This is a genomic window from Sphingobacterium thalpophilum (assembly GCF_901482695.1).
Lineage (GTDB): Bacteria > Bacteroidota > Bacteroidia > Sphingobacteriales > Sphingobacteriaceae > Sphingobacterium > Sphingobacterium thalpophilum.
The window spans coordinates 1,687,539-1,713,543 of record NZ_LR590484.1 but is presented as its reverse complement, the minus strand read 5'-3'; the positions used below and the strand labels follow the sequence as shown (position 1 = coordinate 1,713,543).

General features: G+C 45.4%; 16 protein-coding genes and 1 tRNA gene. 13 read left to right on the top strand and 4 right to left on the bottom strand.

Going from position 1 to position 26,005, the window contains the following annotated elements:
* Positions 1 to 154 precede the first annotated feature (154 nt).
* The 7 genes from purD (at position 155) to FGL37_RS07245 (ending at position 10,602) form a co-directional block, all read left to right on the top strand.
* Positions 155 to 1,429, top strand: coding sequence for a phosphoribosylamine--glycine ligase (purD, locus tag FGL37_RS07275; protein WP_028071060.1), 1,275 nt, complete (start codon positions 155 to 157; stop codon positions 1,427 to 1,429).
* 89 nt (positions 1,430 to 1,518) lie between these two features.
* Positions 1,519 to 1,590 (top strand) — tRNA-Glu (locus tag FGL37_RS07270).
* A 586-nt stretch (positions 1,591 to 2,176) separates the two neighbouring features.
* A complete protein-coding gene (locus FGL37_RS07265) occupies positions 2,177 to 3,634 on the top strand; it encodes an IPT/TIG domain-containing protein (protein WP_037532754.1) in 1,458 nt (485 codons plus the stop codon).
* Between the two features lie 11 nt (positions 3,635 to 3,645).
* Entirely contained in the window at positions 3,646 to 6,729 is a 3,084-nt protein-coding gene (locus tag FGL37_RS07260) for a SusC/RagA family TonB-linked outer membrane protein (RefSeq protein ID WP_232048650.1), read from the top strand.
* Between the two features lie 11 nt (positions 6,730 to 6,740).
* Positions 6,741 to 8,798 (top strand): RagB/SusD family nutrient uptake outer membrane protein, encoded by a 2,058-nt coding sequence (locus tag FGL37_RS07255; RefSeq protein ID WP_028069421.1) that lies wholly within the window; start codon positions 6,741 to 6,743, stop codon positions 8,796 to 8,798.
* 15 nt (positions 8,799 to 8,813) lie between these two features.
* Positions 8,814 to 9,797: a DUF4973 domain-containing protein gene (locus FGL37_RS07250; RefSeq protein ID WP_028069420.1), complete on the top strand. Its 984-nt coding sequence runs from the start codon at positions 8,814 to 8,816 to the stop codon at positions 9,795 to 9,797.
* Between the two features lie 58 nt (positions 9,798 to 9,855).
* Positions 9,856 to 10,602: an aspartate/glutamate racemase family protein gene (locus tag FGL37_RS07245; RefSeq protein WP_028069419.1), complete on the top strand. Its 747-nt coding sequence runs from the start codon at positions 9,856 to 9,858 to the stop codon at positions 10,600 to 10,602.
* Positions 10,603 to 10,607: 5 nt separating this feature from the next.
* On the opposite strand, the gene xseB is transcribed toward FGL37_RS07245, so the two are convergent.
* Positions 10,608 to 10,832, bottom strand: coding sequence for an exodeoxyribonuclease VII small subunit (xseB, locus tag FGL37_RS07240; RefSeq protein ID WP_028069418.1), 225 nt, complete (start codon positions 10,830 to 10,832; stop codon positions 10,608 to 10,610).
* Between the two features lie 23 nt (positions 10,833 to 10,855).
* Entirely contained in the window at positions 10,856 to 12,154 is a 1,299-nt protein-coding gene (gene xseA / locus FGL37_RS07235; protein WP_051606720.1) for an exodeoxyribonuclease VII large subunit, read from the bottom strand.
* A 167-nt stretch (positions 12,155 to 12,321) separates the two neighbouring features.
* On the opposite strand from xseA, the gene FGL37_RS07230 reads away from it, so the two are divergent.
* The 3 genes from FGL37_RS07230 (at position 12,322) to radA (ending at position 16,683) form a co-directional block, all read left to right on the top strand.
* Positions 12,322 to 14,046, top strand: a complete 1,725-nt coding sequence (locus FGL37_RS07230; protein ID WP_051606718.1) for a serine hydrolase domain-containing protein — start codon at positions 12,322 to 12,324, stop codon at positions 14,044 to 14,046.
* The gene (locus FGL37_RS07225) at positions 14,043 to 15,203 is read left to right on the top strand and encodes a dipeptidase (protein ID WP_028069417.1); all 1,161 of its coding nucleotides are present in this window, start codon (positions 14,043 to 14,045) and stop codon (positions 15,201 to 15,203) included. The genes FGL37_RS07230 and FGL37_RS07225 overlap by 4 nt, the downstream gene beginning before the upstream one ends.
* Positions 15,204 to 15,297: 94 nt before the next feature.
* Positions 15,298 to 16,683: a DNA repair protein RadA gene (gene radA, locus FGL37_RS07220; protein ID WP_028069416.1), complete on the top strand. Its 1,386-nt coding sequence runs from the start codon at positions 15,298 to 15,300 to the stop codon at positions 16,681 to 16,683.
* Here the strand turns inward: radA and FGL37_RS07215 are convergent.
* Positions 16,672 to 17,355: a peroxiredoxin family protein gene (locus tag FGL37_RS07215; protein WP_028069415.1), complete on the bottom strand. Its 684-nt coding sequence runs from the start codon at positions 17,353 to 17,355 to the stop codon at positions 16,672 to 16,674. The two genes, radA and FGL37_RS07215, sit on opposite strands and share 12 nt — an antisense overlap.
* Positions 17,356 to 17,426: 71 nt before the next feature.
* Here FGL37_RS07215 and FGL37_RS07210 point away from each other — a divergent pair, with 71 nt between their 5' ends.
* From FGL37_RS07210 to FGL37_RS07200, 3 genes are all read left to right on the top strand, one after another.
* Positions 17,427 to 18,575, top strand: a complete 1,149-nt coding sequence (locus FGL37_RS07210) for a methionine aminotransferase (protein WP_028069414.1) — start codon at positions 17,427 to 17,429, stop codon at positions 18,573 to 18,575.
* Between the two features lie 141 nt (positions 18,576 to 18,716).
* Positions 18,717 to 20,645, top strand: a complete 1,929-nt coding sequence (gene nagB / locus FGL37_RS07205) for a glucosamine-6-phosphate deaminase (RefSeq protein ID WP_028069413.1) — start codon at positions 18,717 to 18,719, stop codon at positions 20,643 to 20,645.
* A 141-nt stretch (positions 20,646 to 20,786) separates the two neighbouring features.
* On the top strand, positions 20,787 to 23,273 hold the full coding sequence (locus FGL37_RS07200; protein ID WP_028069412.1) for a TonB-dependent siderophore receptor: 2,487 nt from the start codon (positions 20,787 to 20,789) through the stop codon (positions 23,271 to 23,273).
* A gap of 113 nt (positions 23,274 to 23,386) precedes the next feature.
* Here FGL37_RS07200 and FGL37_RS07195 read toward each other — a convergent pair whose 3' ends face one another.
* Complete coding sequence (locus FGL37_RS07195) at positions 23,387 to 25,903, bottom strand: family 20 glycosylhydrolase (protein ID WP_051606716.1); 2,517 nt, start codon at positions 25,901 to 25,903, stop codon at positions 23,387 to 23,389.
* Positions 25,904 to 26,005: the final 102 nt, after the last annotated feature.

The following is a 26,005-nucleotide window of genomic DNA, read 5'->3' as shown; positions in this document are numbered from 1 at the left end:
ATTTTTTCTTTAATCAACTTATAAATCAAAATATTATATCGTGGCAGAGTATTAGCAGCACCGGAAGCCGGTTTGCTCACGGATACAAATTTAAAATGTGTTTTTAAGGTCCGCTGATGGCTGAAAATTAATATAAAAAAAATATATTTGTGCTATGAAAATCCTTATCATCGGTTCGGGAGGCCGTGAGTCCGCCTTCGCCTATACATTGTCGAAAAGTCCACGTTTAGATCAGCTGTTTATTGCGCCCGGTAACGCGGGTACTGGCGCCTATGGGGAAAACGTAAATATAAAGGTTACAGATTTTGAAGCTATCGCTTCCTTTGTGCTCGAAAAAGACATCACGATGGTTGTTGTGGGCCCCGAAGAGCCTCTGGTTAAAGGTATTCATGACTATTTTTTAAACCGGGACGATATAAAACATATTCCGGTGATCGGCCCGCAGCAGGAGGGAGCGCAACTAGAAGGGTCAAAAGATTTTTCAAAACAGTTCATGGATCGCCATGGAATCCCTACAGCAGCGTCACGGTCGTTTGATGCGGCGTCGTTGGATGAGGGATTGTTGTACCTCGAAGGTCAGAAGCTGCCCATCGTATTAAAAGCAGATGGTCTGGCAGCTGGTAAGGGCGTATTGATCTGTGAAACACTTGAGGATGCCAAGGCAGAACTGAAAGCGATGATCGCAGAGGCCAAATTTGGCGATGCGAGCCGTGTCGTTGTAGTGGAAGAGTTTCTAAAAGGGATTGAACTTTCCGTATTTGTGCTTACGGATGGAAATTCATATAAAGTGTTACCATCAGCTAAAGATTACAAGCGCATTGGTGAGGGTGATACCGGTTTGAATACAGGTGGAATGGGTTCCATCTCTCCAGTTCCTTTTGCAGATGATATTTTTTTGAACAAGGTCGAAGAACGTATTATCAAACCTACAGTCGAAGGGCTGAAAAAAGACGGCATTCCTTACAAAGGTTTTATTTTCATCGGTTTAATGAATGTGGGTGGGGATCCATATGTTATTGAGTACAATGTTCGTATGGGAGATCCTGAGACCGAATCTGTGTTGCCACGCATCGAGTCTGACCTCTTGGATCTTCTGGAGGGCGTAGCACAGGGCAACCTTGAGCAACGTTCGTTTACTGTTTCACCGAAGACAGCCGTGACAGTCATGCTGGTCGCAGGCGGCTATCCGGGAGCGTATGAGTCCAGCAAGGAAATCACCAATATAGAAAATGTAAAAGAGTCTCTCGTATTTCATGCCGGTACGAAAGAGCAGGACGGAAAAGTCGTCACAGCCGGAGGAAGGGTCATCGCAGTAACAACCTTGCAGAACACGCTTTTCGAGGCGTTACAGCAAGCTACAGCAGATGCCGGAAGGATCTATTTTGAAGGCAAATATTTCAGACGGGACATCGGCTTCGATCTGATCTAAAAAATATTCGAAATTATTTTTTGCAATTCTGATTTTAAAATCTATATTTGCAGCTCCAAAAGCAATAAAAGCTTCTGGAGCTCATAAAAGGCCCGTTCGTCTAGGGGTTAGGACGCAAGATTTTCATTCTTGAAACAGGGGTTCGATTCCCCTACGGGCTACACATCTAAAAGTCAAAACATACAAAAGCCTGCAAATATTCAATTTGCAGGCTTTTTTGCCTTATGGTGTTTGCCGTTAGAAAGCCCCATTCATAATCAATTCATCCACAGTAGTTTTATTTTTCCTCCTTTGATACAAAATAGCAGACTATTGAGAAAAATCGTTAGTCTCAAAAATTTTACGTTCTCTAATTTTGGATAATCAATTATAGAACGCAGTTCCTAAGAGAAGTATTTGAAAACGTAAATTATAATAATCAACATTTATCTTCTGGCCTAGCAGCCCAATAAACGAAACAGAATTAGTAAAAATGATTTTAACAGGACGTCATGTCTTTTTTTTAGTAAAAATAAGCTAATACCATTTAGCTTTTATAAAATAATCAATTATGTGGAAATCAATTCAAACAACTTACAAGAGCGTAGGGCGGGTGTCGATCCGTTCGTCCTGAAATTGACCTTTAGAAAGTAGTTAAACCAGCATGCTTTTAAATAAAGAATGCTGAAGGAATCAGGTCAAGGACCTGTTCGTTTAGGCATATGTAGAAGGCAGTATTAAGAACAAATTATAACCGAATAATACCTTATGAGAACAAAACAAGTAGCCCACGGAAGGCAGCGCCTCCGTAGCAGACTTTGGGTTTTTATGCTACTCATGCTTGGACTCTGGGCATGCAAAAATGATACACCTGAGATTGGCGGTGAGGCAGCACCTTTCGATCCATCTAAACCTGTTGTGGTCTCCGACTTTGCACCCAAATCAGGCGGAATGGGGCAACGGCTAGTAATCTATGGAAAGAATTTTGGCAATGATCCAAAAAATGTAGAAGTCTTTATCGGCGGGAAAAAAGCTATAGTAATCAATGTTTTGGGTGAGTCACTTTATTGTCTGGTGCCCAAGCAGGCTTTTAAAGGAGATATTGAGGTGCGTGTGGGCGGAGACGAAAAACCTGTTGTCGGCAAAGCAGAAGCGCTTTTTGACTATCAACGCAAACTGGTTGTGTCAACCTTGGCTGGTTATAGAAATGCACGTGGTGATGAGCCCTGGAAAGACGGTAAGTTTAAAGATGCGGATGAAAACAAGATGGCCAGCGGTTTTTGGCTGTCGTCGTTCATGAAGTTTGATCCGCTTAACCCAAAACACTTGTGGGTTACATTCGATGAAAATAACGGTCTTTACCTGATTAATTTCGAGGACAGTACAATCACCAAAAAACGCTCAGATTTCAGTCGACCGCGAAGCGTTGACTTTTCACTGGATGGGAAATATATGATTGTAGCGCAAGACAGGGGAGGTGAAAATGATGAGTCTACCTTATTATTTTCCCGAGCAAGGAATTTTTTGGATAAAGAAGTACTGACAAAAAGCAAGCAATGCAATGGGGCATCTATCCACCCGGTCAATGGTGAAATGTACTTCAATAGCTATGCAAAAGGCGAATTTTACCGTTTCGACCTGAATCAATATTTTATAGATAAAACGACTAAATCAGAGTTCTTATATGTAATCCAGGATCCGCAGTGGGAATATCGGGCGCTGATCCATCCAAGTGGAAATTATGCCTATATCTTGGTCATCAATCAAGGATATATTATGCGGGCCGATTACAATTGGGAAAAAAAGCGATTCAACCAACCCTATCTTATCTGTGGCAAAGTCCGGGAATCTGGTTATAAAGATGGAGTCGGGTCTTCGGCACGGGTCAATCAGCCTTATCAAGGGGTATTCGTCAAAAATCAGGCATATGTGGATGCCGGTAAGCCAGACGTATATGATTTTTATTTTACAGACATGATGAATCATGCGATCCGTGTACTTACACCGGAAGGTGCTGTGACAACTTTTGCCGGCAGGGGAAGTTCAAGTCTCAATAGCAATCCCTATGGTTATGTCAATGGAGACCTGCGCGAAGAAGCCCGTTTTGACCGCCCATCGGGCATCGCCTATAATGAAAAAGAAGGTGCTTTTTATATCGGGGATCGCGAGAATAGACGAATCCGCAAAATAGCATTGGAAGAAATGGATGAAAATGACCAAGATTAACCTAGCATAAAATGATGAATAAAATAGTATTAACCTGTATGTTGCTTCTCGGTATCACCTTCAGTGCGTTGGCACAGGATATTGTGGAAGTAACCGGAGTTGTTGTTGATCCTCAAAAAATTCCATTGATAGGGGTCAGTATTTCTGTGAAAGACGCACCCGGTCTAGGCACAACGACGGACAATAAGGGGCATTATAAGATAAAGGTCGAACGCTACAAAACGCTAGTCTTCTCCTCTGTCGGATATCAAAAACAAGAGATTCTTGTTAAAGATGTCCATTCTATTAATGTGACATTGAAAGAGTCGGAAACCAGCGTGTTAGATGAAGTCGTCGTAACGGGTACCGGTACGCAACGGACGCTCACATCGACTGCTGCAACCAGTAGTGTGGATCTGAGTACGATGAAAGGGAATCCGACATCGAGCATAAGCAACGCGCTGATCGGAAATGCGCCCGGGGTCTTGGGGATGATGCAGTCGGGCCAGCCCGGAAAGAATATTACTGAGTTCTGGATCCGCGGTATTTCTACCTTTGGTGGAGGAGCCTCAGCGCTTATTTTGGTCGATAATATTGAACGGGATATTAATGATATCAATATTGAAGATATCGAAACCATTAATATCCTTAAGGATGCAGCCGTGACCGCGATTTATGGTTCCAAAGGAGCAAATGGCGTTATCTTAATCACAACCAAGCGTGGTAAAGACGGTAAAATTAGTATCAACTTCAAAGATGAGAATATTTACAATACCCGCACGATTACCCCTGAATTTGAAGATGGTGTTAGCTATGCCAATTTATTGAACGAGGCACGTATTACACGGAATTTTGAACCCATTTATCAACCCGAGGAACTGGAAATCTTACGTTTGGGATTGGATCCAGACCTTTATCCGAATGTCAACTGGAAAGACCTCTTACTAAAAGATGGCGCAATGACTTACCGTGCTAATCTCAATATGACCGGCGGTGGAGCTACTGCGCGTTATTTTTTGTCCGGAAGTTATATCGATGAAGGTGGTATGTATAAAACCGACGAAACATTGCGGAATGACTACAATACAAATGCGAACTACAAAAGATATAATTATCGGTTGAATACAGATATTAATGTGACCAAAAGCACGGTGTTAAAAATCGGTGTTGCTGGTTCGCTCAATAAAAGAAATAGCCCCGGCTTGGGAGATAATGATTTTTGGGGAGTGTTATTTGGTTACTCACCAATTCGGACACCAGTACTATACTCAAATGGATATGTTCCTGCCATTGGCACCGGCAATCAGACCAATCCCTGGGTCGTGGCCACACAGACAGGGTACAATGAAAATTGGCAAAATAAGATACAGACGAATATTTCCATCGAACAAAATTTTGATTTTATAACCAAAGGGCTACGTTTTAGAGGTATTATTGGTTACGACACAAATAATGATAATAATATTTACCGCCGAAAATGGCCGGAGCAATGGCGGGCAGAGCGCGCCCGGGATGAAAATGGAAATTTAATATTTACTCATATTTCCGATCCGCGTGAGTTATTTCAGGAAAGTAGCGCTAGTGGTGACCGTCGCGAATTTTACGATATGATGTTCAACTATGACCGAAGTATAGGGAACCATAATATTGGTGCTGTTGCCCGTTTTACGCGCGATGCACTCGTTCGAACCGTCAATCTTGGCGATGATATTAAAAATGGAATCGCAAGAAGGAATCAGGCCTTAGCGGGACGTGTTACCTACAATTGGAAATCGCGTTATATCGCCGATTTTAATTTTGGTTATAATGGCTCGGAAAACTTTGCTCCGGGGAGGCAATATGGTTTTTTCCCGGCTGTTTCAGGGGCATGGAATATTGGGGAGGAACCTTTTGTGAAGGATAATATCTCTTGGATGAATATGTTTAAGGTCCGCTATTCTTGGGGAAGAGTGGGTAACGACCAATTGGCCGGAGGAGCACGGTTCCCTTATTTATCGACGATCTCGGAAGTTGATGGTGGATATGACTGGGCCGATTATGGGTTTATTCGATCGTATCAGGCAATTAAATATAGCCAGGTGGCCTCCCCAAATGTGACGTGGGAAATAGCGACGAAAAGGAACTTAGGATTTGATTTGGCACTCTTTAAGGATAAAATTATTGCCAACCTGGATTTCTTTAATGAAAAACGTACGGGCATTTATATGGCTCGGAATTATTTGCCTGCTCTCGTGGGATTGGAATCCGTTCCTAGTGCCAATGTGGGTGCGGTAAAATCCAGCGGTTTTGATGGTCGTCTATTATATAACCAGAAAGTAGGGGAAGTAAATTTAACTGCCAGAAGTAATATAACCTATAGTAAGAATGAGATTACGGAAATTGACGAAGAAAACAATGTCTATGGTTATCAAAATCAAAAAGGATATCGTGTTGACCAGGCGAAAGGGCTTATCGCTTTAGGCTTGTTTAAAGATTATGATGATATACGTAATAGCCCGAAACAAACATTCGGTACATACCAGCCCGGAGATATCAAATATAAGGATGTTAACGGCGATGGTATCATAGACGATGGTGACCGTGTTGCTATTGGCGCTACGAGACGCCCCAACCTGGTTTATGGGGTGGGTGTATCAGCAAGCTGGAAAAGTCTCGACGTCAGTGTCCACTTTCAGGGAGCGGGAAAATCGACCTTCTTTACCTATGGAAAAACAGTATATGCTTTTAGCGAGGGAGAGTGGGGACAGGTGTTAAAAGGAGTAATGGGCGATAACCGCTGGATTTCTGCCGATATATCGGGCGATCCATCCACCGAAAACCCGAATGCATCATATCCACGATTAAGCTATGGGCCCAATCCGAACAACTTTAGGGAATCGACCTTTTGGTTGAAAAACGGCCAATATGTGCGGTTGAAAACCATCGATATTGGGTATACATTGCCGAAAGAGCTAACGAATCGTATCAAAACCAATAGCATTCGGATTTTTGTCGTGGGATCGAATCTATTCACCTGGTCAAAATTCAAGCTTTGGGACCCGGAGCTGGCGACGCCACGGGGAGAAGATTACCCATTGCCTAAGTCATTTACCTTTGGCATCAATGTTAACCTATAAAATTTATAAAGATGCAACGAAACAAATTATATATTGTGATAACGCTTGTCCTGGGAGCAAGTCTTGTCTCATCTTGCAAAAAAGATTATCTCAAGTCGGATCAGTATTTTAAGGATCGGCTCAATATAGAGAAAACCTTTAAAAGTAAGCGCTATTCGGAAGAATGGTTAGCCCATATATTTGAGGAATTTAAAGGTGAGAATGCCGATGTCGCCAGCAAGGGATTGACACCACATTGTTTTGCAGATGACATGTATTATGGTGATCGTGACAAAGATTATGACCCGTCGAAGAATGAATTGTCGTATAATATGTTCAAAATGGGGCAATATACCGAAAGTGATAAGCAGGGTACATGGGTACAGTCCTATCGCGGTATTCGTAATGCGTCAACCTTCATTCAGTATATTTATATGAATACGGAAATGTCGGCTGTTGAAATATCGGATTATCGCGGTCAGGCACGTTTTGCCCGGGCCTATCTCTATTGGTTACTGCTTCGTAAATACGGCCCGATTCCGTTATTGCCCGACGAGGGGCTAGATTATACCGACAGTTACGACGATTTGGCTATTTCGAGAAATACCTATGAAGAATGTGCTGAATATATCAGTAATGAATTGTTGCAGGCCGCTAAGGAGATGGAAGCTCTCGGTATGAAGCGTGGACAAGATGGTTCAGCACGTCCGACTGTTGGAGCTGCATTAGCTGCGCGGGCCAAGGTACTACTCTATGCCGCGAGCCCATTGGCCAATGGCAATAACTCAAGCTATGCGGCATTGCTGGTGGATAAACAAGGGAAACGTCTGCTCTCTGCAGATTATAAGGAGGAAAAATGGGCCAAAGCAGCGGCGGCGGCGCGGGATGTGATGGAACTGGGCATATATCAGCTGTATACAGCTCCTTTTCAGGAGACCGGTGATGACGCGACTATCACACCTCCTCAGGATCATAATTTTTCCGATAAAAATTGGCCTGCAGGCTGGGCCAATATAGATCCTGAAAAATCTTACGCTCAAGTTTTCGATGGCACACTTTCCGCTTCGGGTAACCCCGAATTAATCTTTACACGCGGGAAAAATCAGCAGAATGAGGGGGTTGACCAAATGGTAATCCATCAATTACCGCGTTCTGCAACAGGATGGAATACACATGGGCTCACGCAGAAGCTGGTGGACGCCTACTACATGAATGATGGTACAGATGTGCCTGGTAAAGATAATGAAATCGGGCGTGGAAATGGTTCACACAGAGTTGCGGGTTACGTTAGCCAGGAAGATTATAACGCAAAAAAATACAGGCCATTACGTCCGGGAGTTTCGCTGCAATATGCTAACCGTGAGCCTCGGTTTTATGCCTCGGTGGCTTTTAATGGCAGCTTTTGGACTTTGCTTAACGAGACGAAAGAGGAAAATCGCAACAAACAAATCTTTTATTATAGCGCGGACCCCAAAGGAAATGGCTTTAACTCTGCTAATGGATATTGGTTGCGCACAGGCTTTGGGGTGAAAAAGTTTGTTCACCCAAGTGATACGTACGAAGGCGGCCTTGGCTCACGTATTGTCGCTAAGGCCGAACCTGCTATCCGTTACGCAGATATTCTGCTTATGTATGCAGAAGCATTAAATGAGTTAAGCGGTTCATATACCGTGCCGTCTTGGCGAGGCGGAAGTTATACGATAAGCCGTGACATCGCCGAAATTAAGAAAGGTATTCAGCCTGTGCGCATCCGTGGCGGCGTACCTGATTATGCTGCCAGTACCTATAGTAGTAAAGACGAACTGCGCAAAACGATAAAGCGAGAGCGTTTTATCGAACTTATGGGCGAAGGGCAACGTTATTACGATTTACGACGCTGGATGGATGCGCCGGTTGAAGAATCCTTGCCTGTGTACGGATGCAATGTCTTGATGAATGAGCAGGAACGGGATCTTTTTCATCAGCCCGTCGCCGTCTGGACATTAAAAACAACTTTTGCAGACAAAATGTGGTTCTGGCCGATCAGTCATACCGAACTTAAACGCAATAAAAACCTGACACAGAACCCAGGATGGACCTATAACGATTAATTAAATCCGAAGCTTATGAATAAGTTATATAAACTGTTGCTGTTGGCCATTTCACTTTTTATCTGTGGCTCATGTAACGACGAATGGAAGGACGAGCAATTTCAACATTATGTTTCTTTTAAGGCCCCTTTAGAAAACGAGGGGGTCACTAACATCTACGTCCGGTATCGAGAAAGTGTTAAGACAACTTTTTATCAACCCTTGGAAGTTAGTGGGTCGACTACAAATGATACAGATCTGCGGGTTAACATAGGTGTCGATGCTGATACGCTCGGCGTGATCAACTATGCGCGCTTCCAGAACAGAGAGGACTTTTATTATAAACAATTGCCTGAAAATTACTATACCATTCCTCCAATCGTCAATCTTAAATCTGGAGATAACACCGGACTATTGCCGATAGACTTTTCCTTAAAGGGCATCGATATGGTGGAAAAATGGGTGCTTCCCTTGACCATATTGGATGACCCGTCCAACACCTACAAAGCCAATCCCCGCAAACATTATAGAAAAGCGTTGTTGCGCATCAATCCTTTCAACAATTATTCGGGGACCTATAGCGGGACCGCCCTGAAAGTCGTTATGGAAGGGCATGAAAACGAAACGCCGATCGTAAAAAGCGAGATCAAGAGTTATGTCGTCGATGAACATACGATTTTCTTTTATGCCGGAAATATTGATGAGGAGCGTAAGGATAGGAAAAATTATAAGGTTTTTGCTACGTTTAACGATAAAGGAGGGGTAAGTTTTCATGCCGAAAACCCTAATATGAAATTTAAAGTCAATAAAGATGCAAGCTATACGGTATCCGAGCAGATGGACGCTGTTCGTCCTTATCTATTGCACCGGTACATTACCCTTAACAATATTGATTATGAATTCACCGATTACACCTTGGTTTCGACTACGGCTATTAAGTTCAAGGTATCCGGTTCATTAATATTGGAACGTCAGCTCAATACGCAGATCCCCGACGAGGATCAAGCGATTGAATGGTAATTTTCTACAAACCATTCGGCATGCTATTGGTTATACCTAAGGTCTAGTAATAGTAATTATGATTGGTATAGTAGGAGGGCTTGGCCCTTATGCGGGCTTAGACATAGCCCGTAAAATCATTGATGAGACAGTGGCAAAGTCCGATCAGGAACATTTGCCACTGTTGTTGTTTTCTTGTCCCGGTCTGATTCCGGACCGTACAGCTTATTTATTGGATCGTACAAATGAAAATCCGGCTAGAGCCATTGCGGCGGTATTAAAGCAGCTGGAGCAGGCTGGTGCGACTGTTGCAGCCATACCATCCAATACGGCCCATGCAGCACCCATCTTTTCGGTCATTCAGGATGAGATGGCCCAGTTCGGCAGTCAGCTGAAATTGCTGCATATCGTCCATGAGACGGTGCGCTTTGTCGAGCAGAATTATCCGCAAAGTACAGTTGGCGTGCTGTCGACGGCAAGTCCCGAATCGTACGGTTTGTACCGGGAACTCTTCATGAAAAAAGGATTCTCTGTGGTCGAGCCCGAAAGTGCGCAGCAGGACAAAGTAAACAGTGCGATCTACGATAAGGATTACGGGATCAAGGCCCAGCCGGAGCCTGTTGCCAACAAAGCGAGAGAAGACCTGCTGATGGTGATGGATGAACTGAAGAAACAAGGGGCACAGGTTATTGTGCTGGGGTGCGCAGAGTTGCCATTGGCCATTCCAGAACGAGATCATAACGGCATGGCCGTGGTCGACCCAAACCGTGTCCTTGCTCGTGCACTTGTCCATGCAGTATATCCTGCTAAGCTCAGGGCACTCTGATTGTATTATTCCTCTTGGTCGGGCTCCTGCGCAGGAGATATCTTCTGCAGTAAGCTGCTGACTTCGTCTTCGGTGGCCGTTAACTTGGCTCTGCATACCTCGATGAGCAGAGAGGCCCGACTGATTTTTTCGGCCAGCTCATCGATATTCGTTGTGCCGTTTTCAATGTCTCTTACAATGGATTGCAGCTCATTGTAGGCATCGGTATAGGTGTAGTTTGTTGGATCCATAAGGTACAAATTACGATTTTTCTTTAATTATCGTCCGGTTTGTGATTTTCTTTTGTCGTATCGGCAGGCTGCATGTCCAGAACGGTGCTGACAACAGTGCCATTTTCCAATAGCGTGTGGATGACATCCCCTGGCGAGAGCTGCTCAATGGACTGAAGTAATCTGCCATTGACTTTTGTGATCGAAAAACCCTGTTTTAGCAGACGCATCGGGTCCGACAGCTGCACGATGCGTTCGGTATGATCCAATGCGGTACGGTGTTCATAGAAACGTAGGCGGATAAGTGCACGGAGTTCATTCTGGAGATCCTGCACGCGGGTACGAGCCCCTTGGAGCTCTCTTTTGCCAGCCCACTGGATCTGAGTCGTCAGTTGGGAGAGCATGTTGCGCTCTTCCTTAAAACGGGAGCGGACAAGTTGCTGTATTCCTTCTGCAGATCTGTCTATGGGGATCGCAAAATTATGGAACTTCTGAATCAGAAAGTCGGCAAGCTCACTGGGCGTTATAGCATTCTTGTAGGCGACCATCTCACTTACTGTATAGTTGGTAGAATGGCCAATTCCAGTTAATACCGGGATTGGAAAGATCGCTATAGCCCGTGCCAGCAGATAATTGTTATAGCTCGATAGGCCCACCTCGCCACCGCCGCCGCGAATAATGGCAACAACGTCAAATTCAGAGATGCGTTCCGCGACAACCGCTAACTGCCTGATGATGGAAGGAATGGACTTATCGCCTTGTAGCAGCGCAGGAAACAGCGTGCACTCTAGCCTATAGCCCCAGGGGTTCTGATGAATGATCTTGTAAAAGTCGGAAAGGCCTTTGCTGGTTTCTACCGAAATAATTGCTATCCTTTTCGGAACTAGCGGAAATGGTAGCATTTTGTTGGCACCATAGATTCCCTCTTCCTTAAGTTTACGGATACTTTCCAGTTTTTCTTTTTCGAGCTCCCCCAAAGTAAAGGTCGGATCGATATCCACTATTCTTAAACTCAAACCATACATAGGATCGTAGGAAATGGCCGCCTGAAACAGCATCGTTATGCCTTCCCTGAGCGGTTCCTGTGCAACTTTCAGAAAATTGGAATTGATGCGGTTAAAATCGGCCTTCCACAGGGTCGATCTGATCTCAGCGACTATTTTGCCGTCCTGCTTTTCAACCAGTTCGGGGTAACAATGCCCCGAATGGGTGTAGTGGTTGAGTTTGTTCATTTCTGCCTTGATCCAATATAAACTCTTGTACCGTTCGGCCAATGTCTTCTGGATACTGCGGCTTACCTCCAGCAGGGAAAAAATCGTTCTATCGTGAATCAGTTCTGGCATTGATCAAACTTACAGAAAAAAAAGATTTTTACCTATGCCCAAAGATGCGGGAATAAGCCGCTTGAAGATTATACGTAACAAAAATGATTTTTTTGGCGGAAAGGTCGACCCGTGTACAATTTATTCGTATTTTTATTTGATAGAACCTAAAAAACGATAAAAACAGAATGAAAAAACGATTTTTTGGGGCGTTATTTGCAGGTTTGTTCTGTATTTCCCCCTTGTTCGCCCAATATAAGTCCAGCTTAAAAAACGAAACCGTCCTTTATAACAATATCGATCAGCTATTGCCTTTAACGCATCTGGACCAACTGCGTATAGCGGTTGTGGTACCCCATGCAGATAAGTACGCAGCTTTTACAGCGCAGTTGTCGCGGTATGCACAAGTCGACCTATTTGATTTCAGCAAGTTTGATGAGAATATTAAATATTATAATACCATCATTGTTGGGGGAAAGGAAGATGACCTGGATGCAGATTGTCTGACCCAGCTCAATCAGGCTGTACGCAACAATAAGAAAGTTATACTTTGTCATTTTGTCGAGAATGAGGTTCAGAAAGAGGCCTTGTCCGGGCATCTGCAATCGGACCTGATTGAACTACAGGCTCCATTTACCGAACTTGGCCAGCGTAATGCGGCGATGTCTATTTTCGGTGGTGTCCCGATTACGGCCGGCGACGTGAAGACTGCCCAAACCAGATTGCAGTACAGTTATGGCACCAGTTCCGGACTGGACCTAAAGAAGCTGACCAAGAAGATCGATGCCATAGCCCAGGAGGCCATCGATAAACAGGCGACGCCGGGAGCTGTCGTTATGGTGATCAAAGACGGGCAAGTGCTGCTCGAAAAATCTTACGGATATCATACCTATTCCAGAGCTGTGCCGACACGGATAAACGATATTTTTGATCTCGCGTCGGTCAGTAAGATAGCAGGCACGACACCTGCTATCATGCGGCTGACTGAACAGAATGTGATCAATCTGGACAGCACAATGGGGTATTACCTCTGGCAGGCACGGATGACCAATAAAAGGGATATCAAACTACGTTCTGTCATGCTCCATGAAGCGGGCTTTACACCATTTATTCCTTTCTACAGACATCTGAAGCCCGGCGATGTAGTAGCTTCGCCGGATCCGCAGCATCAGGTCAAGATGGCTGACAACAGTTATATCCTAAACCATTATTATCGCGATGTAATGTGGCCCGAAATGTTGCGCTCAGCTGTAAAACCTACGGGAAGCTATGTCTATAGTGATATCAGCATGTATGTCATGAAAGAAGTTGCCGAACACCAGACGGCGACACCGTTACAGGAGTATGTGCAGGAACAGTTTTACAGGCCTCTCGGTATGATCCGTGCGGGATATCTGCCAAGAGAGCGGTTCTCGCCATACGAGATTGTTCCGACCGAACAGGATACTTCTTTCCGCCGAACGCTGCTGGAGGGTTACGTACACGATCAGGGAGCAGCCATGGCCGGGGGCGTTGCAGGTCATGCCGGTTTATTCGCTACTGCCAATGACTTGGCGATCTATGGACAACTCCTGCTCAACAGAGGCGAATATGGTGGCGAGCGGTACTTCAAATCCGAAACCGTCGATCTCTTTACCTCCAGACAATCTGCGACAAGTCGCAGAGGGTTGGGCTTTGACCGTTGGGATCCGAATCCAAAAAACGAATATCCCTCCAAGCTGGCCAATAGCAGTGTATTTGGCCATACCGGCTACACAGGTACATGCATCTGGATCGATCCGCAAAACCAGCTGATCTATATTTTTCTGTCCAATCGTGTACACCCGCAGGTCAGCACAAAATTACTCGACCTCAATATCCGCAGCCGTATTCAGGATGCTATTTACGAAACAATCAATGAAGCTAAGAGATGATACGTAACCTGTTGTTGATCGTAGGTATGATAGCTTTTAAGCTGGTCAGTGGGCAGGATGACCGACTGTTTCACGATGATCTTGTCGTGGTCGATGGACACAATGACGTGATCTATGAATCGATTTTGCCCGGAAAAGATATCGGTCAGCGTCTGTCCTCGGGATCCACGGATCTGCCACGGCTAAAAGAAGGAGGTGTAGATGTGCAGGTATTTGCCGTCTGGTCGGACGATGCAAAATGGCGGTCAGGGGCCTTCCGGCATGCCAACGAGCAGCTAGACGCACTGGAAAAAATGATTGCTGCCAATACAGATAAAATTGCGCTGGCCAAATCGTCAGCCGATATTGGTCCCATCCTGCAGGCAGGAAAGATAGCGGCGCTGATAGGTATAGAAGGTGGAAACATGATTGAAAACAGTATCGAGAACCTCGTCAGGCTACATGAACGAGGCGCCAGATACCTGACCTTGACCTGGAACTATAATTTGGCCTGGGCAAGCTGTGCCGCCATGGAGTCTGATAAGACGATGGCGGCGGAAGGAAAAGGACTGACAGCCCTTGGAAAGGAAATCATAAAGAAAATGAATAAGATCGGCATGATGGTCGATTTATCACATGCCGGCGAACAGACCTTCTATGACGTTATCGCTGTTACTGACAAACCCATATTGGTATCGCATAGCAATGCCTACAGCCTTTGTCCGCATCCCCGCAACCTGAAAGATGCGCAGCTGGAAGCCCTGAAAAAAAACGGTGGGGTCGTTGGTGTGAATTTTTATTCCGGTTTTCTGGACCCAGATTACGAAACAAGACTAAAGGCGATCTATAGCAGACACTTTGGGCGGCCAGATGTGAGCATGAGTACCTGGGCCATGTACGAACAGTTGCCTAAGGAGCTGCAGCGTCAGGCCGATGCGCCCTTGTCCAAGTTGTTGGACCATATAGACTATTTGGTCCGCAAAGTGGGCATTGAGCATGTGGCTGTCGGATCTGATTTCGATGGCATAGAATCTGCCCCACAAGGCCTGGAAGATGTCTCTAAATTTCCTGTGCTGACAAAAGCGCTTCTGGAAAGAGGATATAAAAAGGAAGATATTGCCAAAATCATGGGACAAAATTTCCTGAGGATCTTAAAAGAGAATGAAGGCGTACGATAAACGCACGTACCGCGGATTTAGCCCATACTTCGCCAATGCGGGGACAGCTGTAATGTGATTGCTCATTTAACAGTATAATTTGTAATTTCGTAGAATGGCAAAATCAAAATCAGCATACTTCTGTCAAAACTGCGGTTACGAGTCTCCTAAATGGATGGGGCAATGTCCTTCCTGTAAGCAGTGGAACAGTTTTGTGGAAGAAGTAGTCGAAAAGGCGGGCTCGAAAGTTCCGGAATGGCGTAGTACGACAACCGTAGGAAACACCAAACGGGCCAACAAAGCCGCGATCATCCATGAGATTGTCTACCAGGACGAGTCGCGCATTTTGACGCCTGATCAGGAGTTCAATCGCGTGCTCGGCGGAGGCATCGTGCCCGGGTCACTGGTTTTGATAGGCGGTGAGCCCGGAATAGGCAAATCCACGTTGATGTTGCAGTTGGCGCTGTCCATCCCGCAGGTTAAGACGCTTTATATCTCGGGCGAAGAAAGCGAGCAGCAAATCAAGATGCGTGCCGAACGATTGTCGCAGTCGTCCAGAGCCAATTGTTATATCCTGACCGAAACGTCTACACAGAATATATTTAAGCAGATCGAGACCGTGCAGCCCAATGTGATTGTGATCGATTCGATCCAGACTTTGCATTCTGCACAGATCGAATCCGCGCCCGGTTCGGTGTCCCAGGTACGTGAGTGTACTGCCGAATTATTACGCTTTGCCAAAGAAACCAGTACACCCGTATTTATCGTGGGACATATTACCAAAGATGGATCCATCGCTGGGCCGAAAGTCCTCGAGCATATGGTGGATACGGTGCTGCAGTTTGAAGGAGACCGCCACCATGTCTATCGTATATTGCGCGCAGTTAAAAATCGATTCGGTTCGGCTTCCGAGCTCGGTATTTATGAAATGCAGGGATCTGGCCTGCGCGAGGTATCCAATCCTTCAGAGATTATGATCTCGCAACGCGACGAACCGGTGAGCGGCGTTTCTATCGCCGCCATGCTGGAAGGGATGCGGCCGATGATGATCGAAGTGCAGGCGCTGGTCAGCAATTCTGCTTTTGGTACAGCACAACGTTCCTCCACAGGTTATGATACCAAGCGGCTAAATATGCTATTAGCTGTTTTGGAAAAGCGATTTGGTTTCCGGCTGAGTGCACAGGATGTTTTTTTGAATATAGCCGGCGGCCTCCGTGTGGAAGATCCCGCGATCGATCTGGCTGTCATCGTGGCCATTATATCCTCACAGCAGGATATGCCAGTCCGTACCAATCTGACCTTCGCCGGCGAAGTGGGACTTTCAGGGGAGATCCGCGCCGTAAACCGTATCGAACAGCGCATTCAGGAAGCAGAGAAGCTCGGCTTTGACGGTATTTTCATTTCCAAATTCAATACCAAGGGGCTGGACGCCAAAAAATACAATATCGCTATTCGGCCGGTGGCCAAGCTCGAAGATGTCTTTAGCGCTTTATTTGGCTAATACTTCTTTGAGCTTGGCCCGCAAAGCATCGCCGTGCAGGTTTTTTGCAATGATTTTTCCATTGGGGTCGATCAGTACATTCTGCGGAATGGATTTCACACCATACAGTGTACCTACATCGTTTTGCCAGCGCTTTAGGTCCGACACATGGCGCCAATGCAATTTGTCGGCGTGGATGGCTTTGATCCATGAGTTGCGGTCTTTGTCAAAGGAAATGCCGAGAATTTCAAAGTTGTCGCCCTTAAACTGTTGATAGGTTTTCACCAGGTCTGGACTTTCCACGCGGCAGTCGGGGCACCAGGAAGCCCAAAAATCGAGCAAAACATATCTGCCCTTAAAGTCTGACAGCTGCACAGGATTACCCGAGGTATCATTCTGTGTAAATGCAGGCGCCATCTTTCCGATCTGAACGGTCTCAAGCGTATTTAGATATTCTTGAAACTCTTTACCTTCCTCAGAACTCTTGACGGCATCACTTAACGTATTATAAAGCGCCTGTAATTCGGTATATACAGGATCATAACCTCCTACACGCCGTAGATCCACCAAAGTAGAGATCGAATCGGGAGCAGCTTTGACCCTTGCGATATACTCCTCTTTTGTTCGTTCTTTTTTCTGGGCAGATCCCACAAAAGGTAGGATCAAAAAAAGTAGTGTGATGTATTTTATCATATTGCTATCTTGTATATATTTACAAATATAATAAAATCCACTAATCAGGTAGATTAATTAAATGTCAAAAAATGAACTTCAGCCTAATCACTAAACTCCCACATGTCGGTACGACGATCTTTACCAAAATGACAATGCTTGCCAACGAATATGGAGCCCTCAATCTCTCACAGGGATTCCCTGATTTTGATACCGATCCAAGGCTCACAGGCTTGGTGGCCGACGCCATGAAAGAAGGGCACAATCAATACGCTCCCATGATTGGTGTGCAGGCACTGCGTGACACCATCGCAAAAAAATACGAGTCTATATATAATATTTTGGTTGACGCTCAGGATGAGATTACCGTAACTGCCGGCGGGACCCAGGCCATATTCACAGCCATAGCGACTATCGTCAGGCCGGAGGATGAAGTGATTATATTCGAACCCGCTTACGACTGTTATGCCCCTACAGTCGAACTGTTTGGTGGAAAGGTCGTTCCGGTGCGTTTGCTGGCACCGGATTTCCGTATTGACTGGACATATGTAAAGGGGCTGATCAATGACAGAACGAGATTGGTCATCATCAATAACCCGAGCAATCCTACGGGCAAAGTGCTTGGACGAGAAGATCTGGAGACACTTGCTGTACTGCTCGACGGAACGAATGCCCTGCTGTTGAGCGATGAGGTTTACGAACATCTCGTGTTCGATGGCGCGCAGCCCCAGTCTGTTCTGAACATTCCGAGATTGCGGGAGCGGAGTTTTGTGGCAGCATCATTTGGCAAGCTATTACATACAACCGGTTGGAAGGTCGGCTATTGTATAGCCCCTGCGGCCTTTACACACGAGTTTCGGAAAGTGCACCAATTTAACGTGTTCAGTGTCAATACACCCATGCAATATGCGATTGCCGAATATCTGCATGACATCGCATACGTGCGTGGGCTGGCGGATTTTTTTGAAAAAAAGCGTGATTTACTTAAAGCAGGACTCCAGCAGTCCCGTTTCCATGTTCTGCCCTGCGAAGGGACCTATTTCCTGAATTTGGATTACAGCGCCATCAGCAGCGAAAAAGAGGTTGACTTTGCCTGCATGCTGACCCGGCAGCACAAAGTAGCGACCATACCCCTGTCCGCGTTTTATAAAGAGCCTACAGATCAGCAGGTTTTGCGTGTCTGCTTTGCGAAGCAGGATGATACCTTACAGAAAGCGATCAGTATTTTGGCCCATATTTAGGCCCTTTTCATGCTGTGATCTTCTGCTAAAAGGTTTTATTTAAAATATGATTAAAAACTAGGGACTTTATTAAAATTTTGCTTCAACTTAACTCACTAATTTCATAAATTTGTAATTCACGTTTATCAATATATCCATAAAATGGCTAGATTAAATTTATTGGAAGAAACGCGCTTCGAAAGAGTCCCCGTAAGCGTCTATCCAGATCAAAATTCAGCTTCGAAAAACGTTGCAAATCGTATCGCTGAAATTATTCGTGCAAAGCAGGAGAAAGGTGAAAAAGCAGTTCTAGGTCTCGCAACTGGAGCTACGCCGGTGAAGGTTTATCAAGAACTGATCCGCTTGCATAAAGAGGAAGGTTTAAGCTTTAAGAACGTGATTACCTTCAATCTTGACGAATACTACCCCATGCAACCTGATGCCGATCAGAGCTATGTGACATTCATGAACAAAAACCTGTTTGATCACGTGGACATTGATCGGGCTAATGTAAATATTCCAGATGGTACCCTGGCGCCTGAACAAGTGAATGCTTTCTGTGAAGCATATGAGCAGAAGATTACGGCAGCCGGAGGTTTAGATATTCAATTATTAGGCATCGGACGTACCGGCCATATTGGTTTTAACGAACCCGGTTCCGCGCCCAACTCCGGTACGCGTATCGTTACTTTGGATGACCTGACACGCCGCGATGCCTCCCGTGCTTTCGGTGGTAAAGAAAATGTACCTCGAAAAGCCATTACCATGGGCGTAGGTACGATCTTTAAGGCCAGGGAGATCATCTTGATGGCCTGGACCGAAACGAAAGCCGAGATTATCAAAAAAGCTGTAGAAGGCGAGATCTCATCGGAGATTCCGGCAACCTATCTACAGTTATCCGATAATGTGGAGTTTATTCTGGATGAAGCTGCAGCGTCCCTGTTGACCCGCTTCGATCTTCCCTGGCTCGCCGAAGATGTAACCTGGACGCCTTCATTGATTAAAAAGGCCGTTGTATGGTTGTCCTTGGAAATCAACAAACCGATCTTAAAGCTGACAGACGAAGACTATAACAACCACGGTATGGCGAAGTTGGTGACGGAGAACGGTCCCGCTTATAACATCAACATCCGTATTTTTAATGAACTGCAGCATACCATTACCGGATGGCCCGGAGGGAAGCCCAATGTGGATGATTCACAGCGTCCGGAGCGTGCTAATCCGGCCAAGAAGAATGTTATCGTGTTTTCTCCGCACCCTGACGATGATGTGATCTCGATGGGAGGTACCTTTATCCGTCTGGCGGATCAGGGACACAACGTACACGTGGCCTATCAGACCTGTGGGAACACGGCAGTATGGGATGATGATGTGGTGCGCTACCTGGAATTTGCCGAAGACTTAGCCAAGCAGATCGGAGCAGAAGCAGAAGCAGCACAGATCAATAGGATCTATGACGAGGAAAGAGCAATCTTTGCAACGAAAAAGCCCAATCAGATTGATACGGAGCTCGTCCGCAAAATCAAAGCATTGATCCGTAAGGGTGAAGCCATTGCAGGTGCCCGGTTAGTCGGACTACCAGACGAGAATATTCATTTCCAGGATTTGCCGTTCTACGACAGACAGAAATTTGCCAAAGAGGTGTCTTTCGAAGATGATATCCAGCAGACCATGGAATTATTGCGTCAGGTCAAACCGCATCAGGTATTCGCTGCAGGCGATTTTGCTGATCCGCACGGAACACACAAAGTATGTTTCGATATTTTGTTTGAAGCCCTGAAAAGATTAAGCAAAACAGATGAATGGACTAAAGACTGCTGGTTGTGGCTGTACCGGGGGGCATGGCACGAATATCCGATTCATGAAATCGAAATGGCAGTTCCGCTCTCTCCCCAGGAGGTCTATCGCAAACGTCTTGCGATCTTCAAACACCAGTCGCAAAAAGATTTACCTGTATTTCCGGGAGATGATCCGCGCGAGTTCTGGGTCCGTGCAGAAGATCGTACGAGTGAGACTGCAGCCCTGTACGACCGCTTAGGTTTGGCTAACTATGAAGCTATCGAAGCGTTTGTGCGATGGAAGTTTGATTAATACCCTTCGTGTTTAAACAGAAAAGCCCTGAATCTGAGAAGATTCAGGGCTTTTCTGTCTTTAATTGTTCTAAATAAAATAAATTTTATACCTTTGAGGCATCTATTTAGATTAATTAAAAATAATTACCAGTATATTAACATGGACAAACACTTATTTGCACTTGCCTCCACTTGCTTATTTGCGAGCGCTTTATATGGTCAAACTTCCGGAATAGTCAAAGGAAAAGTCATTGATGCCAACGACAATCCACTTAGTTCAGTAACCGTTTCAGTCGGTGATCAAACCGTGCGTACCGATCATAAGGGTCATTTTAGACTGCACGGCGTGGATAAAGATGCGGTGATCCGATTTTCCTATTTAGGCTATCAATCGACATCCATCGATTATGTATTTAGTGCTGCGAGCCGTGAAGTGGTCATCAAGCCGGTGGTTTTGGTGAGCAATGAGCAGGCTATTGATGAGGTTGAGGTGTTCGGTGAGCGTAATAAGAAGCCGAAAGGTCTGGAAATGATCACGCGCATGCCGTTGAAGCCATCGGATCAGATTCAGAGTATCTCTGTTATTTCCAGCAAAGTTATCCAGGATCAGGGTATTCTGACGTTGACAGACGCGGTGCGCAATATTCCGGGGGTCACCCTATTCGGCTCCTACGGTGGTGTCAAAGAATCGCTGTCCACCCGGGGTTTCCGCGGAGTCCCCGTGTTAAAAAATGGGGTGCGGATGGACTCACAGTTTCAGACGGCTTCCGGCGTTGTGGATATGCAGGGAGTGGAATCCATTCAGATGATCAAGGGATCTGCAGCCGTGACTCAGGGCGTTATTACCGATCTCGGTAACGCAGGGGGGGTGATCAATGTGGTAACGAAAACACCAAACTTCACAAATTCGGGCGAAGTCGGGGTACGCGTGGGTAGCTGGGGACAATTCCGGCCTACTTTTGACTTTCAGACCGTACTGGATAAAAAACAGACCGTGGCAATCCGCATGGATGGAGCCTACGAACGGGGCGACAGTTTCCGTAAAGGCGTATCGGCCAACCGCGTATACCTAAACCCTTCGCTGGCCTGGAAACCGACCGACCGAACCACCATAACGATCGAAGGGGACTACTTTAATGATAATCGTACACCGGTCAATTCGGCTGTAAATAGGGATACTTCACAGTCGGTTAATGCACTTTATGTCATTCCCAATAATCGTTTTCTTGGATTTAATTCGGATAATAATAACACGGAAATGAAGAGCTTTATGGGACAGATCAATCATGAATTGACGGATCGTTGGAGTGTACGGGCATCATTTGCTACCTCATCTTATCAGGTAGATAATCAATCTTCATCTGTTAAATTAATTAAGGATAAAGAGTCCAAGTTTAACATGTTTAACAGATTTGTTGGCAGAAACACCCGAGACGATAAAAATAAAACTTTTCAATTTGATTTAATCGGAAAGGATCTCTATACAGGAGGAGTGAAACATTTGGTCCAAGCGGGTGTAGACTATAGAATTGCTGATGCTACCAGTACTAACTATACAGCAACAGTTTCAGGAACGGATATCGCTCCATATGATATCAACGAGAGAAAAGGTGTCGGTATTGATCAGATAGATGTATTGGGAGATTGGACCAATGATTTGTCGGCGGTTGAGTACATTGACAAGAACGGGGTTAAGCAAAAAGGAAAAACGGTAAAATTTACCGCTGGTGAGGGAGTGCGGTCATATTATTCGAGTATAGGCTTTATGGCACAGGATGTGATCGAATTCAATAAATATATTAAAGCTGTTTTAGGTCTGAGATATTCCGAGATTATTACGAAAGATTTTGTTTCCACCGGAAATAAAAAAGAATCCGCATGGAATCCAATGGCTGGATTTATTGTTACACCGTTTGAAAACTTTAACATATTCGGATCCTATACGAATTCGACCAATCTCCGAAGTGCTGCAAATCGTTTAGAAGATGGCACGACTGCTGGCCCATCCCGAACAGAGCAATTTGAAGGTGGAATCAAGTCCGATTGGTTGGAAAATCGCTTACGGTTTAATTTGACTTACTTCCATATTTATACCTCTAATTTAACTAATCAAGCCTACAAACCAGGAAGCTCTATTGAAGAAACGTTTTATTTCAAGGCGGGCTCGCTCTTAAGAGATGGTATCGAAGCGGAATTAAATGGTCGTATATTGGAAAATCTGACGGTGATGTTGGGCTATGCATACCTCAATGCGAGATATGAAGATTCTCCTTCTTACGTAAATGGCTCTGCTCCGATGAATGCTCCAGAACACACCGCAAACGCCTGGGTGCAGTATGTCTTTAATCAGGGCGCCTTAAAAAATCTGAGTTTGAGTGCCGGGGTTTATTATGTTGGAGATCGTCCGGTCAATGAGTACAGCTTGACACCGAATGGGCATGGCGAGTATTATGGAACTGAGCCATTCAATATGCCGGCTTATACCACTTTAAATGCACAGGTCGGGTACAAATGGCGGCGGTTTGATGCCAAAGTGTTTGTCAACAATATCACCAACGAGATCGGTTTAAATTCATACTTCCGTGGCGGATTTATCAATCAGATCGATCCGCGGAATGTGGCAGCTGCATTGAGCTACAAATTTTAATGCACAGTATTAGTTTCTTATTCAATATACCAGGGCCGGTTTTCTAAACCGGCCCTGGTATATTCATTTCGCGTCGAGCTGCCGTATCGCCAACCGCCCCGCGAAGCTATGTGCTAGTAAATGATCACATCGCTAGACCGGCCTGCGGTATCAAATACTTTAAACTGATATTTTTTGCCTTGCTGATAGGGAATACTACCATCCACCTGTTTTGACTGTGCTGTCGGGACGCTGCCATTATCCGTATAGTAAACCTTAAATTCAGGATAATCGGTATTGATCAAGAGTTGATTATTTTCCTGTTTGACACCAATTTTTGGCATGCGGTACCTGTAGCCCCCATTTATGAGTCCAAGCTTTCGCAGTTCATCTTCTCCTAATTTTCTCGCAAAAGCCGTATATGCTTTCCGGTAAGCGGCTTCGTCAAACGAATCCCCTTTTTCCCAGGCCTGTTCTGGTCCCCAGGCGCGGTCGGCAATGGCGATCAGCCGTGGGAATATCATTTCTTCCAGGCGTTGATCCGTTGCGACTTTTTCAGACCACAGCGCCCCCTTGATGCCCAGCAGATTTTGCCTGCCCCTGGCTGTAAGCGTTTCTTTGTTGGTATAAGCTTCTTTTACCAGATCTTTTCCCGTATCGTCCTTACGCAGGTTGATGAAGAAGTTTTCCGGTGCAAATGAGTACGTTTTATTCAGATTGACGGTGCCTACCCAGCTGTGTCCGGGATCTGCAAAGTCGCGGTCCCACGACATATCGAGATAGTTGTTGGCGGCGCTGGTGTAAACCACCTTGTAGCCGGCGTTGGCCAGACGGTAAGCCAGATCTTCCTGTCCTTGCCCGGGCAGGTTGTTCCAGACATTGAGCTGTATACCCGATGTGCCCAAGTCGGCATTGACTTCCATGCCTTTCCCTTTGTTGCGCATACCCATTTCTTCCCAGCCAGACATTGTTAGCCCTTTTTCCTGCACCAATTTGTTGATTTTGGCAATGTATAGTGGCCATACATCCAGTACGTTGCTGATGTTGTTCTGTTGCATGAAGGCGGCCACTTTAGGTGATTTTTCCCAGACGCCACTGGGAGTTTCATCTCCGCCGAGATCGATGATTTTCAGTGGCACGCCGGCTTTATCGTGTATGGCCTTGATTTCGTCGACGACAGTGCTCAAAAAATGATAGGTAGAGGGCAAGGCTGGGTTCATGACGTTGTCGTTCCAGTTTTGCGCCGAGTTATAGACGGACTTGTCCGCTGCGTCGTCAAGCAAAAACTCCTCCGCTTTCTGCTTATTACCATTCTTCATAAAGTGTTCATAGCGTGCACGCATCGCTTTGATGGCTGCTCTGGCATGTCCCGGTGTCTCTACCTCGGGGATGACCTCTATATGCCTTGCCTGTGCATATCGTAAGATCTCCATGTAATCAGCCACGGTATAATACTGTTTTGAGCGGGTTCCAGCTCCAGATCCGTATGCCGGCTGGATGGCCTTTCCACTTTCAAAATCCGTTGAACGATTGGCTCCGACAGCTGTGAGCTCGGGCAGCGAAGGGATTTCCAGGCGCCAGCCTTCGTCGTCAATAAAATGGAAGTGAAACTTGTTCAGTTTATATGTAGCCATCAGGTCAAGGATGCGCAACACTTCGTCCTTGCTGTGAAAGTTGCGCGCTGCGTCCAGCATAAAACCGCGGTAGCCATAACGGGGACTGTCTTCGATCCGGCTGTGTGGTAAAGCAATTGACTTTGCTGTTTTGTGCCATTGCTGATGGTTGAGTAGTGACTTTAAGGACTGGATAGCATAGAAAGCGCCAGCGTTGTCCGTGGCTTCTATGCGGACACCGGCAGCGTCGATTGTAAGGCGGTAAGATTCTGGTTTTAAGCCTTTGGTCTTGATTATACGGATACTGCTTTCTTGTTCCCGACTATTCGAAAGGTGGATCCCCGTATATCTGCTCAGGAAATCGGTTAGGAAAGCACCTTCTTTTGCAAAACCGCTATCGACGAAATATTTGGTACCTGCTTTAAGCGTGAATTTTTTAGTATTGTCGGTCTGTATGCTGGCCGGCATCGGAATGATAGGCTGTGCTGCAACTCCGTCTACGAGTTTATTCTGATCGTACTTATAAGCAAAGTAGTTGACTTTTTCAGTTTCTGATTGAGGAGCCGTTTTGCTGGCTACGTAATCCACAACATCTGTTGCTTTGCCACTTCTGTTATTTTTGAGGTATAAGCCTATCGGGCCATCGGTATAGTTGACCAGTCCGGTGGTTACAAAATCGATATGAACGGTGTCCTGCGGTTTCAGGATGAAATTAGATCTGTGAAAGCTCAGTTCGAAAAGATCTCCATTTCTGTGTGCAATGGCAAAGCGCTTATCAATGGCATTTGGGTCGATGGACCGGATAAAGTTAAACCAGAGACTCCAGTCGTTGAGCTGCAGATTGCTTTTTCCTTTATTTTTGAGGATAAGCGTCGAAACCGGATTTTTTCGAATGTTCTGTCCTTCTTTTACCTGCCAGCTGACCTGTAACTGATCGGCGCTGCTGCCTCGATCCTGTGCAAAGGCACCTTGACCCAAAAGCGTCATGCTAAGGCCAGCATAGAGTAATGGTCTTTTGATTTTTTTTAAATTAGTCATGTTGGTTACTTTTTTCAATGAACCTTAAATATAGCTATTTTACAAGTTCTTAGGATACACCCCGAAAAAAATGAATAAAAATTTTATAAAAATTTGGTGATA